This window comes from Enterobacter sp. PL_is379, from assembly GCF_055817355.1.
Genome location: NZ_JBVPGT010000033.1, coordinates 359393 through 377225 on the forward strand (window position 1 = coordinate 359393; position 17833 = coordinate 377225).

General features: G+C 57.2%; 13 protein-coding genes. 7 read left to right on the plus strand and 6 right to left on the minus strand.

Annotation, left to right across the window (positions count from 1 at the left end):
* The first annotated feature begins 67 nt into the window (after window positions 1-67).
* Window positions 68-1183, plus strand: a complete 1116-nt coding sequence (gene macA / locus AC0TOY_RS23055; RefSeq protein WP_032649222.1) for a macrolide transporter subunit MacA — start codon at window positions 68-70, stop codon at window positions 1181-1183.
* On the plus strand, window positions 1180-3120 hold the full coding sequence (gene macB / locus AC0TOY_RS23060) for a macrolide ABC transporter ATP-binding protein/permease MacB (protein WP_024907814.1): 1941 nt from the start codon (window positions 1180-1182) through the stop codon (window positions 3118-3120). The genes macA and macB overlap by 4 nt, the downstream gene beginning before the upstream one ends.
* 70 nt (window positions 3121-3190) lie before the next feature.
* Here the strand turns inward: macB and cspD are convergent, their stop codons facing one another.
* Window positions 3191-3412 carry a cold shock-like protein CspD gene (cspD, locus tag AC0TOY_RS23065; RefSeq protein WP_006809408.1) on the minus strand — a complete coding sequence of 74 codons (222 nt, stop codon included), beginning with the start codon at window positions 3410-3412 and terminating at the stop codon, window positions 3191-3193.
* Between the two features lie 267 nt (window positions 3413-3679).
* On the opposite strand from cspD, the gene clpS reads away from it, so the two are divergent.
* The 3 genes from clpS to AC0TOY_RS23080 all read left to right on the plus strand — a co-directional run bounded on the left by clpS (window position 3680) and on the right by AC0TOY_RS23080 (window position 7008).
* On the plus strand, window positions 3680-4000 hold the full coding sequence (gene clpS / locus AC0TOY_RS23070; RefSeq protein WP_006174393.1) for an ATP-dependent Clp protease adapter ClpS: 321 nt from the start codon (window positions 3680-3682) through the stop codon (window positions 3998-4000).
* Between the two features lie 27 nt (window positions 4001-4027).
* Complete coding sequence (clpA, locus tag AC0TOY_RS23075) at window positions 4028-6307, plus strand: ATP-dependent Clp protease ATP-binding subunit ClpA (RefSeq protein ID WP_473722638.1); 2280 nt, start codon at window positions 4028-4030, stop codon at window positions 6305-6307.
* A 251-nt stretch (window positions 6308-6558) separates the two neighbouring features.
* Window positions 6559-7008 carry a hypothetical protein gene (locus AC0TOY_RS23080; protein WP_473722639.1) on the plus strand — a complete coding sequence of 150 codons (450 nt, stop codon included), beginning with the start codon at window positions 6559-6561 and terminating at the stop codon, window positions 7006-7008.
* Between the two features lie 71 nt (window positions 7009-7079).
* Here the strand turns inward: AC0TOY_RS23080 and infA are convergent, their stop codons facing one another.
* The 5 genes from infA to trxB all read right to left on the minus strand — a co-directional run bounded on the left by infA (window position 7080) and on the right by trxB (window position 12903).
* On the minus strand, window positions 7080-7298 hold the full coding sequence (gene infA, locus AC0TOY_RS23085; protein ID WP_002211347.1) for a translation initiation factor IF-1: 219 nt from the start codon (window positions 7296-7298) through the stop codon (window positions 7080-7082).
* Window positions 7299-7582: 284 nt separating this feature from the next.
* On the minus strand, window positions 7583-8287 hold the full coding sequence (aat, locus tag AC0TOY_RS23090) for a leucyl/phenylalanyl-tRNA--protein transferase (RefSeq protein WP_032649215.1): 705 nt from the start codon (window positions 8285-8287) through the stop codon (window positions 7583-7585).
* Between the two features lie 45 nt (window positions 8288-8332).
* Complete coding sequence (cydC, locus tag AC0TOY_RS23095) at window positions 8333-10054, minus strand: heme ABC transporter ATP-binding protein/permease CydC (RefSeq protein ID WP_473722640.1); 1722 nt, start codon at window positions 10052-10054, stop codon at window positions 8333-8335.
* Entirely contained in the window at window positions 10054-11820 is a 1767-nt protein-coding gene (gene cydD / locus AC0TOY_RS23100; protein WP_061715647.1) for a heme ABC transporter permease/ATP-binding protein CydD, read from the minus strand. Before cydD ends, cydC begins: the two co-directional genes overlap by 1 nt.
* Window positions 11821-11934: 114 nt before the next feature.
* Window positions 11935-12903, minus strand: a complete 969-nt coding sequence (gene trxB / locus AC0TOY_RS23105; protein ID WP_024907808.1) for a thioredoxin-disulfide reductase — start codon at window positions 12901-12903, stop codon at window positions 11935-11937.
* A 545-nt stretch (window positions 12904-13448) separates the two neighbouring features.
* Here trxB and lrp point away from each other — a divergent pair.
* Window positions 13449-13943, plus strand: coding sequence for a leucine-responsive transcriptional regulator Lrp (gene lrp, locus AC0TOY_RS23110; protein ID WP_000228469.1), 495 nt, complete (start codon window positions 13449-13451; stop codon window positions 13941-13943).
* Window positions 13944-14078: 135 nt separating this feature from the next.
* The gene (locus AC0TOY_RS23115; protein WP_407859662.1) at window positions 14079-17768 is read left to right on the plus strand and encodes a DNA translocase FtsK 4TM domain-containing protein; all 3690 of its coding nucleotides are present in this window, start codon (window positions 14079-14081) and stop codon (window positions 17766-17768) included.
* The last annotated feature ends 65 nt before the right edge of the window (window positions 17769-17833 follow it).

Below are 17833 nucleotides of genomic sequence, written 5' to 3' on the forward strand. Positions count from 1 at the left end.
TTTCGTTGAGGAGTCGTTTAGATAGAATCAACACTTATCATTGCCAGAACATTTATTTGGATTATTTATGAACCTCAAGGGAAAACGCAGAACGCTGTTTCTGCTGCTGGCGGTCGTGGTTTTAGCCGGTGGATACTGGCTATGGCAGGTGCTGAACGCACCGGTGCCGCAGTATCAGACACTGATTGTTCGTCCGGGCGAACTGCAGCAAAACGTCCTCGCGACGGGCAAGCTTGACGCGCTGCGCAAGGTTGACGTCGGCGCTCAGGTCAGCGGCCAGTTGAAAACGCTGTCGGTTGAGATTGGTGACAAGGTGAAAAAAGGCCAGCTGCTCGGCGTTATCGATCCAGAACAGGCTGAGAACCAGATCCGCGAGGTGGAAGCCACGCTGATGGAACTGCGCGCGCAGCGTGCGCAGGCGCTGGCAGAACGTAACCTGGCCCAGGTGACGCTAACCCGTCAGCAGGCGCTGGCTAAAACTCAGGCTATTTCAAAACAAGATTTAGATACCGCCACCACTGAACTGGCGGTGAAACAGGCGCAGATTGGCACGATTGACGCGCAAATCAAACGCAATCAGGCTTCGCTGGATACGGCGAAAACCAACCTCGACTACACCCAAATTGTGGCACCGATGGCGGGCGAAGTGACCCAGATCACCACGCTCCAGGGGCAGACGGTGATTGCCGCACAGCAGGCGCCAAACATTCTGACGCTGGCGGACATGAGCACCATGCTGGTCAAAGCCCAGGTCTCAGAGGCGGATGTGATCCATCTTAAGCCGGGGCAGAACGCCTGGTTTACGGTGCTGGGCGATCCGCAGACGCGCTACGAAGGCGTGCTGAAAGACATTCTGCCGACGCCGGAAAAAGTGAACGACGCTATTTTCTACTATGCTCGTTTTGAAGTGCCAAACCCGCAGGGCGTGCTGCGTCTGGACATGACCGCACAGGTGCATATCCAGCTGACCGGCGTGAAGAACGTGCTGACCATTCCGCTCTCTGCGCTCGGCGAATCCGCCGGGGATAGCCGTTATAAAGTGAAAGTGCTGCGCAACGGCGAAACGCGCGAGCGCGAGGTTGTGATTGGCGCGCGCAACGACACTGACGTGGTGGTGGTGAAAGGGCTGGAAGAGGGCGAGGAGGTTGTTGTCAGCGAAAGCCTGCCCGGAGCCGCCAAATGACGGCGCTGCTTGAGCTGAATAACATTCGTCGCAGCTATCCCTCCGGCGACGGTCCGGTGGAGGTGCTGAAAGGCATCTCCCTGCGCGTGGAAGCGGGCGAGATGGTGGCGATTGTCGGCGCATCGGGTTCCGGTAAATCGACGCTGATGAACATTCTCGGCTGCCTGGATAAACCCACCAGCGGTACCTATCGCGTGGCCGGGACGGATGTCTCCACGCTGGATGGCGACGCGCTGGCGAAGCTGCGCCGGGAACACTTCGGCTTTATTTTCCAGCGTTACCATCTGCTTTCTCACCTCAATGCCGCGCAGAACGTGGAAGTACCTGCGGTCTATGCGGGCGTCGAGCGTAAAAAACGCCTCGAGCGCGCGCAGATGCTGCTGACGCGTCTGGGGCTGGCAGAGCGGGTGGAGTACCAGCCCTCGCAGCTTTCCGGCGGCCAGCAGCAGCGCGTGAGTATTGCCCGCGCCCTGATGAACGGCGGACAGGTGATCCTCGCGGATGAGCCGACCGGCGCGCTCGACAGCCATTCCGGCGAAGAGGTGATGGCGATCCTCCATCAGCTTCGCGATCAGGGGCACACGGTCATCATTGTTACCCACGATCCGCAGGTGGCGGCGCAGGCGGAACGCATTATTGCGATCCACGACGGCGAGCTGGTCAGCAATCCGCCGCCGCGCGAGTCCAGAGCAGCGGCGCCGAAAGAAGCGCTCCCGGCATCAACCGGCTGGGGGCAGTTTTCCAGCGGCTTTCGTGAAGCGCTGACCATGGCCTGGCTGGCGATGGCGGCTAACAAAATGCGTACCCTGTTGACGATGCTCGGCATCATCATCGGTATCGCCTCGGTGGTGTCGATTGTGGTGGTGGGCGACGCGGCCAAGCAGCTGGTGCTGGCAGATATCCGCGCCATCGGCACCAATACCATTGACGTCTATCCCGGCAAAGACTTTGGCGACGACGAGCCACAGTATCAGCAGGCGCTGAAATACGACGATCTCGCGGCCATTCAGAAGCAGCCGTGGGTCAACTCCGCCACGCCTGCGGTGTCGCAGAACCTGCGCCTGCGGGTGGGCAATGTCGACGTTGCCGCCAGTGCGAACGGCGTTAGCGGAGACTATTTCAACGTCTACGGCATGACCTTCAGTGAAGGCGCTACCTTTAACGCCGAACAGCTGGCGGGCAGGGCGCAGGTGGTGGTGCTGGACGCGAACTCGCGCAGGCAGCTCTTCCCCAATAAAGTCAACGTGGTAGGCGAAGTGATCCTGGTCGGCAACATGCCTGCCACGGTCATCGGCGTGGCGGAAGAGAAGCAGTCGATGTTTGGCAGCAGCAAGATCCTGCGCGTCTGGCTGCCCTACACCACCATCTCCGGGCGGATTATGGGGCAGTCCTGGCTCAACTCCATCACCGTGCGCGTAAAGGAGGGCTACGACAGCGCGCTCGCCGAACAGCAGCTTGAGCGGCTGTTAATCCTGCGCCACGGGAAGAAAGATTTCTTCACCTGGAATATGGACGGCCTCTTGAAAACGGCGGAAAAGACCACACGTACTCTTCAGCTGTTCCTCACGCTGGTGGCGGTGATTTCGCTGGTCGTCGGCGGCATCGGGGTGATGAACATCATGCTGGTGTCGGTAACCGAGCGTACCCGGGAGATCGGCATCCGCATGGCGGTCGGGGCCCGCGCCAGTGACGTGCTGCAGCAGTTTTTGATTGAAGCCGTGCTGGTGTGTCTGGTCGGCGGGGCGATGGGCATTGCGCTCTCGATGATGATCGCGTTTGCACTCCAGCTCTTTTTACCCGGCTGGGAGATTGGCTTCTCGCCGGTTGCCATTATTACCGCATTTTTGTGTTCGACCTTTACCGGCATTTTGTTTGGCTGGTTGCCCGCCCGCAATGCGGCGCGGCTGGATCCGGTGGACGCGCTGGCTCGGGAATAACCCGAAAATAAAAATGCCAGCCGATCGGGCTGGCATTTTGACTGCGGGATGTACACAATAAAACAGAGAGCTATGCAACCGTCTCTGCTTCAACGGGTACGATTAGGCTTGCATGATTGCCTTTTGGTCCCTGGTGTACATCGAACCGGACGGACTGCCCGGCTTTGAGCGTTCTGTAACCATCCATCTGAATGGTGGAATAGTGAGCGAAGATATCCTCGCCGCCGCCTTCGGGGCAGATGAAGCCAAACCCTTTGGCGTTGTTGAACCACTTAACAGTACCCATTTCCATGCTTCGACATCCTTCGTAAATCTTATAAGTTAAGATGGAATGAACCGGTGGTGGAGTGGGGGCTGTTCAAAACCTCGCCATCTCACGCTTGTACAATTTAGAGAAACGAAAGAAGTCGTCAAGCGTTTGGCGCTGGAGATGGGACAATAATCAACCAAAGTTTGAAGCAGTTAACGCTATTGCAATAGTTTGTGACAGACATCGCGGATGACAGTAATAGATGATTGTTATCTAACATCTGAGGTAGATTCAAAGTGGTTATGCATAATGGGTAAGACCAACGATTGGCTGGATTTTGACCAGCTGGCGGAAGATAAAGTGCGCGACGCGCTAAAACCGCCATCTATGTATAAAGTTATGTTAATGAACGATGATTACACGCCGATGGAATTTGTTATTGACGTGCTACAAAAGTTCTTTTCTTATGATGTAGAACGTGCAACGCAACTGATGCTTACCGTTCATTATCGTGGCAAAGCTATCTGCGGCATCTTCACAGCCGAAGTGGCGGAAACCAAAGTGGCGATGGTGAACGACTATGCGAGGGAGAACGAGCATCCGTTGCTGTGTACGCTGGAAAAGGCCTGATAAGGCATAAAATTGGGGGAGGTGCCTATGCTCAATCAAGAACTGGAACTCAGTTTAAACATGGCTTTCGCCAGAGCGCGTGAGCACCGACATGAGTTTATGACCGTCGAGCATTTACTGCTCGCACTGCTTAGCAACCCATCTGCCCGCGAAGCGCTGGAAGCCTGCTCCGTGGATCTGGTGGCGCTACGTCAGGAACTCGAAGCCTTCATCGAACAAACCACACCGGTGCTGCCAGCCAGTGAAGAAGAGCGCGACACGCAGCCGACGCTCAGCTTCCAGCGCGTGCTGCAGCGCGCGGTATTCCACGTCCAGTCTTCCGGACGTAGCGAAGTGACTGGCGCAAACGTCTTAGTCGCCATCTTCAGCGAGCAGGAGTCACAGGCTGCCTACCTGCTGCGCAAACACGAAGTCAGCCGCCTCGACGTGGTTAACTTTATCTCTCACGGAACGCGCAAAGACGAGCCTAACCAGGCATCGGACTCCAGCAATCAGGTCAATAACAATGAAGAGCAAACAGGCGGGGAGGATCGTATGGAAAACTTCACCACCAACCTTAACCAGCTTGCTCGCGTTGGCGGTATCGACCCGCTGATTGGTCGCGATAAAGAGCTGGAGCGCGCGATCCAGGTGCTGTGCCGTCGCCGCAAGAATAACCCGCTGCTGGTGGGGGAATCAGGCGTGGGTAAAACCGCGATTGCCGAAGGGCTTGCCTGGCGCATTGTGCAAGGCGACGTGCCGGAAGTGATTGCCGACTGCACCATCTACTCGCTGGATATCGGCTCGCTGCTGGCGGGCACCAAATACCGCGGTGATTTTGAAAAACGCTTCAAGGCGTTGTTAAAACAGCTGGAGCAGGACACCAACAGCATCCTGTTTATCGATGAGATCCACACCATCATCGGCGCAGGTGCGGCCTCCGGTGGCCAGGTGGATGCGGCTAACCTGATCAAACCGCTGCTCTCCAGCGGCAAGATCCGCGTGATTGGCTCCACGACCTACCAGGAGTTCAGCAACATCTTTGAGAAAGACCGTGCGCTGGCGCGCCGCTTCCAGAAAATCGACGTGACCGAACCGTCCGTCGAGGAAACGGTGCAGATCATCAACGGCCTGAAGCCGAAGTACGAAGCGCACCACGACGTGCGTTACACCGCAAAAGCGGTCCGTGCGGCGGTGGAGCTGGCGGTGAAATACATCAACGATCGTCATCTGCCGGATAAGGCGATAGACGTGATTGACGAGGCAGGGGCGCGTGCGCGTCTGATGCCGGCCAGCAAGCGTAAGAAAACCGTTAACGTGGCGGATATTGAGTCCGTGGTGGCCCGCATCGCGCGTATCCCTGAGAAGAGCGTTTCTCAGAGCGACCGCGACACGCTGCGCACCCTCGGCAATCGCCTGAAAATGCTGGTCTTTGGTCAGGATAAAGCCATTGAGGCCTTAACCGAAGCGATCAAGATGGCCCGCGCCGGACTGGGGCATGACCACAAGCCTGTCGGTTCCTTCCTGTTCGCTGGCCCGACCGGCGTGGGGAAAACCGAGGTGACGGTTCAGCTTTCCAAAGCGCTGGGCATTGAGCTGCTGCGCTTTGATATGTCCGAGTATATGGAGCGTCACACCGTCAGCCGTTTGATTGGTGCGCCTCCGGGCTACGTGGGCTTTGACCAGGGCGGCCTGCTCACCGACGCGGTGATCAAGCATCCGCACGCGGTCCTGCTGCTCGATGAAATCGAGAAGGCGCACCCGGACGTGTTCAACATCCTGCTGCAGGTGATGGACAACGGGACGCTGACCGACAACAACGGGCGCAAGGCGGACTTCCGCAACGTGGTGCTGGTGATGACCACCAACGCCGGGGTGCGTGAAACCGAGCGTAAATCCATCGGCCTGATCCACCAGGATAACAGCACCGATGCGATGGAGGAGATCAAGAAGATCTTCACGCCAGAGTTCCGTAACCGTCTGGACAACATTATCTGGTTCGATCACCTGTCTACCGAGGTGATCCATCAGGTGGTGGACAAGTTCATCGTCGAGCTGCAGGTTCAGCTGGATCAGAAAGGCGTGTCGCTGGAAGTGAGCCAGGAGGCCCGCAACTGGCTGGCCGAGAAAGGCTACGACCGTGCGATGGGCGCCCGTCCGATGGCGCGCGTGATTCAGGACAACCTGAAGAAACCGCTGGCGAACGAGCTGCTGTTTGGCTCGCTGGTGGACGGCGGCCAGGTGACCGTGGCGCTGGACCAGGCGAAGAACGAACTGACGTACGATTTCCAGAGTGCGGCGAAGCACAAGCCGGAAGCGGCTCACTGAGTTGTAAGATAAAAGCAAAACGGCAACTTCGGTTGCCGTTTTTTTTGTTTTCTCCCTCTCCCCGTGGGAGAGGGCCGGGGTGAGGGCAACAGGCCGCAGAGGAATTTTGCGAGGCGCTTTCGAGTTTCTTTCGAAGTCAGTTGCTGGATAAATCCACAGTAATAAAATGGCGGCGCACCTGCAAAATCAGGTGCCGGGATTGGCGTCCTGAAAGTGTGCACAAACAATCTTACGTGCATAAAGGATCACATATGACTGATATTAATAATTTCGCCCAACTTTACAGCGAACTCTCCCTCAACCCCGATCTCCCCACCCTCGCCGAGCGCTGCAAACTGCTCACCGAAATCCTCCTCGACTGCAAATCACTCCCCCAAACGCAGCCCGTATGTCGTTGCCTCGGGGCTTATCTGGAAGAGGTAAAAACCGGCCTCACGGAATCCATGCGTGATTTTCAAATAGTGGAATTGGAGGAAGAAGCGGAACAACCACGACAAAAGGAGTGGCTGCTGGAAGATACAGAAACAAAGTGTGACTACTGCCGGGCGTTAAACCACGTGCTGCTGGTGTCGCATTTTGACCGCGATATGCTGCCGCATCTTACGGGATTACTTCACGACATGGCGCATTCTATGGCAGGAGATTTAATCGCTCCTGTACAACCATGGATGACAATACATCTTCCGACGCAGCAACACTAAAGCCATAAATAAAAAAGGCCGGGATAATCCCGACCTTTTAAATATTCATCTGCCATTACAGGCGAAAACAATTAGCGACTACGGAAGACAATGCGGCCTTTGCTCAGGTCGTACGGGGTCAGTTCAACAGTCACTTTGTCGCCCGTCAAAATGCGGATGTAGTTTTTGCGCATTTTACCGGAGATGTGCGCAGTTACCACGTGACCGTTTTCCAGCTCTACGCGAAACATGGTATTAGGTAACGTATCAAGTACGGTACCCTGCATTTCAATATTGTCTTCTTTGGCCATCTAATCCTCTGGGGTATCACTACCAAGTTTTGAACCGGCAAGATAATGCCGAAATTCATCAATTAAGTAAAGAATTGCGCGATTAAAACGCAGCAAAACAGTTTCGGCGCATTGCCCAAGCGTCACGGTACAACCGAACAGGAAGCGCATTCGTAAAGGGGAGACGACAGGATAAACGTCAGGACGTTATCTGAAGCGAGGGTCCCAAACGGCGGCGGGGCAACAGGCAGAAGCTACTCTGCGGCGTAATTATAACACCCTCACAAAAAATATGCGGAAAACATTTAGGCATTGGGCATAAAGAGCGTTCTCGGTATCCAGAAGTCGCGCGGGAGCTTCTCCTGACGGCTGGCATCAAGCTGTTCGATGTACTGGCGTCGCGGAATTTCAACAGCACCCAGGGAGGCGGTGTGCTCATTGAGCACCTGACAATCGATCAGGCGTCCGCCGCGCTGGGCAAACGCCTCGCAGAAGACCAGCAGGGCGGTTTTCGAGGCGTTAACTGCACGAGAGAACATCGACTCGCCGCAGAACAGCGTCCCCTGCGCCACGCCGTACATGCCGCCAACGAGTGCTCCGCCTTCCCACACCTCGATGGAGTGGGCGTAGCCAAGCTCATGGAGCTGGTGGTAGGCGGTAATAATATCGCGGGTTATCCATGTCCCTTCATAACGGTCTTCAGCACAGCCTTCAATGACCTGACCAAAGGCGTGGTTGAGGGTAACGCGGTAAGGTGATTTCGCATGGAAACGCTTCATGCTGCGGCTGACGTGAAACTGCCCTGGCCACAGCACGGCACGCGGATCGGGAGACCACCATAAAATCGGATCTCCGGGGGAAAACCAGGGGAATATACCGCGCTGGTACGCCATTAATAGTCGAGCGGGACTAAGGTCACCGCCGAGAGCCAGCAGCCCATTGGGCTCACGCAGCGCCCCTTCCGGAGAAGGGAACGCGATGTTATGACGAGAAAGCTGGACCAGGCGCATGACAGCAAAACTCCAGTACGCGAGTGAGGACGCTACAAATATAGTCTACAGACGCTGTTTAAACTGGTAGTAGCGACCCTGTTTCGCCAACAGCTCTGCGTGACTACCTTGCTCAATAATGTGTCCGTTGTCCATCACAATTATCCGATCAAAGCTCGCCAGTCCGCGCAGGCGGTGCGTGACCATCAGCACGGTTTTGCCGGTCATAACATTCGCCAGTAAATCAAGGATTTGGCTTTCGGTTGTGGCGTCCAGCCCTTCGGTGGGCTCGTCGAGCAGCATTAGCGGCGCATCGTGCAGCAGCGCGCGCGCAATGGCCAGACGGCGCAGCTCACCGCCGGAGAGCTGACGGCCACCTTCGCCCAGCCAGCTGTTCAACCCCTCGTCCTCAAGCAGCTTTTGCAGTCCGACCTGCTCCAGCACGGCGCGAAGCGCATCATCAGACGCCTCTGGCGCGGCCAGCAGCAGGTTATCGCGCAGCGTGGCGCTAAACAGATGCACGCGCTGTGGAACGACGCTCACGGTCTTGCGCAGGGGCTGCTCGCTAAAATCAGTCAGCAACGTATTATTAAAACGGATCTGACCGCGCTGCGGATCCCAGGCGCGGGTCAGCAACTGCAGCAGTGTCGATTTACCGCAGCCGGTACGGCCGAGGATCGCAATCCGCTGTCCTGCCTTAACAGAAAGGTTGATACCGTCCAGCGCGTTCTGCGCCTGTTTGTCGTAGGCGAAGGTGACATCTTCCAGCGTCAGCGCAACCTGCTCCGGTACAGCGGTCTGCCCGGCACTGAACGAGACTTCAGGCTCCTGCTCGGCAATCTGGGTGATGCGCAGGGCAGAGGCGATGACCTGCCCCAGATGCTGGAAGGCGCCCGTCACCGGGGCCAGCGCTTCAAACGCCGCCAGCGCGCAGAAGACGAAAAGGGCAATAAGAGGACCCGGCTGTGAATTCCCCCCGACATCGCCGGAGGCCAGCCACAGCATGGCTATCACCGCCACGCCGCCGATCAGCATCATCAGCGCCTGAGAGAAGGCCGTCAGCTCCGACTGGCGGCGCTGGGCCTCATGCCAGTTCAGCTCCGTACTTTCCATCCGGGCACGGTAGCGCTTGCTGGCGCCAAAAATGGTCAGCTCTGCTTGCCCCTGAAGCCAGGAGGTTAGCTGCTGGCGGTAGTCTCCGCGCAGACGCGTCAGGTTTTCTCCGGTAGATTTCCCGGCGCGGTAAAACAGCGGCGGCAGAATGATGAGTGTCAGCAGCATGATCCCGCCCAGCGTCAGCGCCACGGGAACATCCAGAACAGACAGCCCCAGCGTGACCACCACAATCACCACAAATGCGCCCACGATCGGGGAGATCACGCGCAGGTACAGGTGATCCAGCGTGTCGACATCCGCAACGACACGGTTGAGTAGCTCACCCTGACGAAAACGCGCCAGCCCGGCAGGGGAGAGGGGCAGCAGCTTGCTGAAGGTGTAGATGCGCAGGTGCTGCAGCACGCGGAAAGTGGCGTCGTGGCTGACCAGCCGTTCGAAATAGCGTCCGGCAGTACGGGTGATGGCGGTACCGCGAACCCCGGCAGCCGGAAGCATATAGTTGAAGCTGTATAATCCGGCGAACCCCGCGACGGCCGAGGCCGACAGGAACCAGCCGGAAAGCGTGAGCAGTCCGATGCTGGCGAGCAGCGTGACAATGGCCAGCACAATCCCCAGCGTCAGCATCCATTTGTGGCGTTTATAGAGCGCAAGATAAGGCAGCAGAGCACGCATCAGATGTCCTCCTGACGGTTCGCCAGCAGGGCGGCAAACGGTCCCTGCGCGGCAACGAGAGAGGCGTAATCGCCTTGCTCAACAATACGGCCGTTCTCCATGACCCAGATCTGGTCCCAGTCGGCAATGCCTTCCAGCTGATGGGTGACCATCAGGGTAGTTTGCTGCCGGGAGGCGGCGTTCAGGGCTTCCATTACGCGCTGCTCGCTGTGGGCATCCAGGCTGGCGGCGGGCTCATCCAGCAGCATCAGCTGGCAAGGATTCAACAACGCGCGGGCAACGGCCACACGCTGCGCCTGTCCGACCGACAGCCCGGCGGACTGGTCACCGACCACGGTATCTACCCCTTGCGGGAGCAGCGGCAGAAACTCGCTGACCCAGGCGCGGTCGAGAACCGATTGCAGTTCATCTTCACGCGCATCCGGACGCGCCAGAAGCACATTTTCACGCAGCGTAGCGGCGGGAAGCTGCGGGTTTTGGCCCACCCAACTGAGCTGTTTACGCCAGGCGTCAGGATCGAGGTTACGCAGTTCGGTTCTGTTGATCCGCAGTGAACCCGTATAGGCCATAAATCCGGATAGCGCATTCAGCAGAGAACTTTTCCCGGAACCGCTGGTGCCGACGAGCACCACGCGTTGTCCGGCAGGTAAGGTAAAGTTCAGCGGACCCGCAAGCACTTTGCCTTCGGGTGACAGAATGGAAAAATCCTGCGCTTCGATGGTCACGGGCTCTTTAGCATTCAGCGTCACGTCACCGCGCTCCGGGTGTGCCAGCGGCGTTTCCAGGAACGTTTTCAGGCTATCGGCTGCGCCAACCGCCTGGGCTTTGGCGTGATAGAAGGTCCCCAGATCGCGAAGCGGCTGGAAAAACTCCGGGGCCAGGATCAGCGCCAGGAACCCGGCAGAAAGGGTCACCGCCGTGCCGTAATGGCCGAAATCCAGCGCGCCGAGGTAGGAGAAACCGAAGTAGACCGCCACGAGGGCAATCGACAGAGAGGTAAAGAATTCCAGTACGCCGGAAGACAAGAAGGCGAGGCGTAACACTTCCATGGTGCGCTGACGGAAGTCCTGTGACGCCTGGCGAATGTTTTCGGTTTCCGCTTCACCACGGCCAAAAATGCGTAACGTCTCCATGCCGCGCAGACGATCGAGGAAATGGCCGCTCAGGCGACCCAGTGCCAGGAAGTTACGGCGGTTGGCATCCGCAGCCCCCATCCCGACCAGCGCCATAAACAGCGGGATCAGCGGGGCGGTGCCCATCAGAATCAACGCAGCCATCCAGTTCACCGGGAAGATGGCGATCACGATCAGCAGCGGAACGAAGACGGCAAGGGCCATCTGCGGCAGATAGCGCGCATAGTAGTCGTGCATATCGTCAATCTGCTCAAGGATCAGCGTCGCCCAGCTACCGGCTGGTTTACCCTGGATCCACGCGGGCCCGGCTTCCTGAAGCCTGTCGAGCACCTGACGACGGATCTCGTAGCGGATGTGTTGTCCGGCGTGAAAACCGACGCGCTCACGCAGCCACACCACCCAGGCGCGCAGGATAAAAATCAGGATCAGGACAATAAAGGGCAGCAGGAGCGCTTCGCGTGGAATGTTCTCCATGATCATGTGATTAAGAATGCGGGCCAGCAGCCATGCCTGGGCAACAATCAACAGGCCGCTAACGAACCCCAGGAGACGGGAAATCGTAAGCCAGCGGCGGGAAATAACGCTTTGCTGTTTCAGCCAGCGTGTTAACTCTTGTTGACGGGTTTTTTCCATTGCGTACTTTGCAGGTGACGTTATTAAAAATTGGGCAGCGCAATGTTACAACGGGGAGACAATAAAGGCGACTTATCGCCGCCTTTATTTACGTTTGTTACTGACTTGTAAAGATTATTTACCTTGTTCTGCCAGTCCATCGAGGTAGCGTTCAGCGTCCAGCGCGGCCATACAGCCGGTGCCCGCAGAGGTGATCGCCTGACGGTAAATATGGTCCATCACGTCGCCGGCCGCGAACACGCCCGGGATGCTGGTCTGGGTCGCGTTACCGTGAATGCCGGACTGCACTTTGATGTAGCCATTTTCCAGCTCCAGCTGACCGTCGAAGATCGCGGTGTTCGGGCTGTGACCGATCGCCACAAACAGACCCGCCACTTCCAGCGTTTCGACGTTATCGGTGTTCTGGGTATCACGGATACGCAGACCGGCAACGCCCATCTGGTCGCCCGTCACCTCTTCCAGCGTACGGTTGGTGTGCAGCACGATGTTGCCGCTTGCCACTTTATCCATCAGACGTTTGATCAGGATCTTCTCCGCGCGGAAGGTGTCGCGACGGTGGATCAGATGCACCTCAGAGGCAATGTTCGCCAGGTAGAGCGCTTCTTCCACGGCGGTGTTGCCGCCGCCGATGACCGCGACTTTCTGATTGCGGTAGAAGAAACCGTCGCAGGTTGCGCAGGCAGAAACGCCGCGGCCTTTGAACGCTTCTTCGGATGGCAGACCGAGGTAACGGGCAGAGGCGCCGGTGGCGATGATCAGCGCATCACAGGTGTATTCGCCGCTGTCGCCCGTCAGGCGGAACGGACGGTTCTGCAGATCGACCTTATTGATGTGATCGAACAAAATTTCGGTTTCGAATTTAGCAGCATGCTCGTGCATACGCTCCATCAGCAGCGGCCCGGTCAGGTCGTTCGGGTCCCCTGGCCAGTTTTCCACTTCGGTGGTGGTGGTCAGCTGACCGCCTTTTTCCATGCCGGTGATGAGTACCGGGTGCAGGTTAGCGCGTGCAGCATAGACCGCCGCGGTATATCCCGCAGGTCCAGAACCAAGGATTAGCAGCTTACTGTGTTTGGCCGTGCCCATGAGATCCCCATTGTTGTTGGCAGACATTTGGCTGGATTGTAGGGAATTTGTTGTCGTAAAAAAAGAGCGCAGCAATTTTGATATCAATCTGTGTAATAGCCACGGACGATGAATAGCGCGCGATAACATCACGCTTTGTCCTGAAAACCGGTCGTTTGTAAGGCAATAAAATGAGGATTAATACCCTGCCGCAATGAATATCCGGCATGTTGTACTAAAAAACGATGTTTTGCTTTGACAATCCCCTGCGCTTTTGCGAAAACATTCAAGGAAGAAGAAAAAACCGTGTTAACCGTATGCCGCATAGGCATGCACGTAAATGCCATTTTTACCGGGTCAGTGAAATCTACGCATGGCGTGGACAGACGCCATACGTGATGTCGGTGACTGCCTTCGGGCAACGGTCTTCTTACCAACAGAACCCGAATCCGCATCGCGTCTAATACATAATCAGGCGATGTGATGACTAACGGGTACAGGCTCTGAACAGTGATGTGCACAGGGTCCAGGCAGGAGTAGGGAAGGAATACAGAGAGACAATAATAATGGTAGATAGCAAGAAGCGCCCTGGCAAAGATCTCGACCGTATCGATCGTAACATTCTTAATGAATTGCAAAAGGATGGGCGTATTTCCAACGTCGAGCTTTCAAAACGTGTGGGACTTTCCCCGACGCCGTGCCTTGAGCGTGTGCGTCGACTGGAAAGACAGGGTTTCATTCAGGGCTATACGGCTCTGCTGAACCCGCATTATCTGGATGCCTCACTTCTGGTATTTGTTGAGATTACTCTGAATCGTGGTGCACCGGATGTGTTTGAGCAATTTAACGCCGCTGTACAGAAACTTGAAGAAATTCAAGAGTGTCACCTGGTATCCGGTGATTTCGACTACCTGTTGAAAACCCGTGTACCTGATATGTCCGCCTACCGTAAGCTGCTGGGTGAAACCCTGCTGCGTCTGCCAGGCGTGAACGACACCCGTACCTATGTGGTGATGGAAGAGGTCAAACAGAGCAATCGTCTGGTTATTAAGACGCGCTAACACGGAACAGGTGCAAAATCAGCGTAGTTTGATTACACTCCTGTTAATCCATACAGCAACAGTGCCGGGGAGTCCCGGCACTGTTGTCCGTTTTAGCAAACAGGCAGGATATGCCTGATACCTGGAGAGCCTTTCTTGAGCCAGGAATACACTGAAGACAAAGAAGTCACACTATCGAAGCTAAGCAGCGGACGTCGTCTCCTCGAGGCTTTGCTGATTGTTATTGCCCTTTTTGCCGTCTGGCTGATGGCAGCCTTACTCAGTTTCAACCCCTCGGATCCCAGCTGGTCACAAACTGCATGGCATGAGCCTATCCATAATTTAGGCGGTGTCCCCGGTGCCTGGCTTGCGGACACGCTGTTTTTCATTTTCGGTGTGATGGCCTATACCCTTCCCGTCATTATCATTGGCGGATGCTGGTTTGCGTGGCGTCATCGTCAGAACGATGATTACATCGACTATTTCGCCGTGTCGCTGCGCCTGATTGGCGCGCTGGCGCTGATCCTCACCTCGTGCGGGCTGGCAGCGATTAATGCGGATGATATCTGGTACTTCGCCTCTGGCGGGGTGATCGGCAGTTTGTTGAGCTCTGCGCTACAGCCGATGCTGCACAGCAGCGGCGGCACGCTCGCATTGCTCTGCATCTGGGCGGCCGGGCTGACATTGTTTACCGGCTGGTCCTGGGTGAGCATTGCCGAGAAAATCGGCAGTTTTATCCTCACTATTCTGACCTTCGCCAGCAACCGTACCCGTCGTGACGATACGTGGGTTGATGAAGACGAGTACGAAGAGGAAGAGGAAGATGACGCGCCTGTGCAGCGTCGCGAGTCTCGTCGTGCGCGTATTCTGCGCGGCGCGCTGGCGCGTCGTCAGCGTGTTGCTGAGAAATTTGCCAACCCGCTTGGCCGTAAAACCGATGCGGCGCTCTTCTCCGGTAAACGCATGGATGAAGACGAGCAGGTGGCGTATCGCGCGGCGGGTGTCGCCGTCGATCCTGACGATGTGCTCTTCTCCGGCAGCCGGGCCATGCCGGGTGACTTCGACGAATACGATCCGCTGTTAAATGGCCACTCGGTTACCGAGCCGGTTGCGGCAGCAGCAGCCGCGACGACCGCTGCGCAGGCGTATGCCGCGCCGGTCGACGCTGTGATGCCATCCGCGCCGGTTTCGCCGCCGGAATCCGTTATTCAGCAGCCGCAGGTTGACTGGCAGACTGCGCCCGGTGTTCACACGCCGGAGCCCGTTATCGCGCCTGAACCTGAAAGCTACGTCCCTGTTCAGCAGGAGCAGTGGCAGCAGCCTTATCAGCCGCCGCAGCCTGCGTATGAACCGCAAAATTACCCGCACGATGAACAGCCGGTGGCCCAACCTTATCAGGAGTATGTGCCTGAACCGGTTGAACCTGTGCAGCCTTATGTTGAGCCGCAGCCTGAACCTGAAATCGTGGAAGAGGTGAAGCCCGCCCGTCCACCGCTGTACTATTTCGAAGAAGTCGAAGAGCGACGTGCGCGTGAACGCGAGCAGCTGGCGGCCTGGTACCAGCCGGTGCCTGAACCGGTGCAGGAGCCGGTGACGAAAGCGCCTTCTGTTTCCGTTCCACCGATCGACCCGACGCCTGCAGTCGCACCCGTAGCGGAAAGCGTGAAGCAGGCTACCGCGGCCGCTGCCGCAGCTGCACCTGTCTTTAGTCTGGCAACAGGGGGCGCGCCACGTCCTCAGGTGAAGGAGGGGATTGGTCCGCAACTGCCTCGCCCTAACCGCGTTCGCGTTCCAACCCGCCGAGAGCTTGCCTCTTATGGTATCAAGCTGCCTTCCCAGCGTATGGCTGAAGAGAAAGCGCGCGAGCCTGACTACGAAGATGACGCCGATGAAATGCAGCAGGACGAGCTGGCCCGCCAGTTCGCTGCGCAGCAGAATCAGCGCTACGGTGAAGAATACCAGCACGATGAACCGGTGCTGGAAGATGAAGAGGACGCGGCAGAAGCAGAACTGGCGCGCCAGTTTGCCGCCACCCAGCAGCAGCGCTATTCCGGTGAGCAACCGGCGGGTGCAAACCCGTTCTCGCTGTCTGATTTTGAATTTTCGCCGATGAAGGATCTGGTGGATGATGGCCCGAGCGAGCCTTTATTTACCCCGAGCGTGATGCCGGAAGCAGCGCCTCTGCGCCAGCAGCCAGCACCACAGACCTACGCGCAGCCTCAACAACCAGTTCAGCAGCCGTATGCTCAACCGCAGCAGGCACCACAGCCGCCGCAGTTCCAGCAGCCTGCGCCTCAGCCGCAGGAGAGCCTGATTCACCCGCTGCTGATGCGTAACGGTGACAGCCGTCCGCTGCAGCGTCCAAGCACGCCGCTGCCGTCTCTGGATCTGTTAACGCCGCCGCCGTCAGAAGTGGAACCGGTCGATACCTTCGCGCTCGAACAAATGGCGCGTCTGGTCGAAGCCCGTCTGGCTGACTTCCGCATCAAAGCGGACGTGGTGAACTACTCACCGGGTCCTGTTATCACCCGTTTTGAACTGAACCTGGCGCCAGGCGTTAAAGCCGCGCGCATTTCCAACCTGTCCCGCGACCTGGCGCGTTCTCTCTCGACCGTGGCGGTGCGTGTGGTGGAAGTGATTCCGGGCAAGCCTTACGTTGGCCTTGAACTACCGAACAAGAAACGTCAGACCGTCTACCTGCGTGAAGTGCTGGATAACACCAAATTCCGCGATAACCCATCCCCGCTGACCGTGGTGCTGGGTAAAGATATCGCGGGCGATCCGGTCGTGGCGGATCTCGCGAAAATGCCTCACCTGCTGGTCGCGGGTACTACCGGTTCCGGTAAGTCTGTCGGTGTGAACGCCATGATCCTCAGCATGCTGTATAAAGCGCAGCCGGAAGATGTGCGTTTCATCATGATCGACCCGAAAATGCTCGAACTGTCGGTCTACGAAGGGATCCCGCATCTGCTGACCGAAGTTGTGACCGATATGAAAGATGCTGCCAACGCCCTGCGCTGGAGCGTCAATGAGATGGAACGCCGCTACAAGCTGATGTCTGCGCTGGGCGTGCGTAACCTGGCCGGTTATAACGAGAAAATCGCCCAGGCGGTGCGCATGGGACGTCCGATTCCGGATCCTTACTGGAAACCGGGTGACAGCATGGATGCCCAGCATCCGGTGCTGGAAAAACTGCCTTATATCGTCGTGCTGGTCGATGAATTCGCTGACCTGATGATGACCGTCGGTAAGAAAGTGGAAGAGTTGATTGCCCGTCTGGCGCAGAAAGCGCGTGCGGCCGGTATTCACCTTGTGCTGGCGACCCAGCGTCCTTCCGTGGACGTTATTACCGGCCTCATCAAAGCGAACATTCCGACGCGTATCGCCTTTACCGTATCAAGTAAAATTGACTCCCGTACCATTCTTGACCAGGGCGGCGCAGAGTCGCTGCTGGGTATGGGTGACATGCTCTATTCCGGCCCGAACTCCACCTCTCCGGTGCGTGTCCACGGTGCGTTCGTCCGCGATGAGGAAGTTCACGCCGTCGTGCAGGACTGGAAAGCGCGCGGTCGTCCACAATATGTTGACGGGATCACCAGCGATACGGAAAGCGAAGGCGGCGGCGGTGGCTTCGACGGCGGCGAAGAGCTGGATCCGTTATTCGATCAGGCGGTTAGCTTCGTTACCGAAAAACGCAAAGCGTCCATCTCTGGGGTGCAGCGTCAGTTCCGCATCGGCTATAACCGCGCGGCGCGTATCATCGAGCAGATGGAAGCGCAGGGCATTGTGAGCGAGCAGGGGCATAACGGTAACCGCGAGGTTCTGGCACCGCCGCCGTTTGATTAACCTTCAGCGATTGCAAAGAAGGGTAAATCAGCCAAAATTAAGCATTTTCTTCTGTCGCCTGCCTT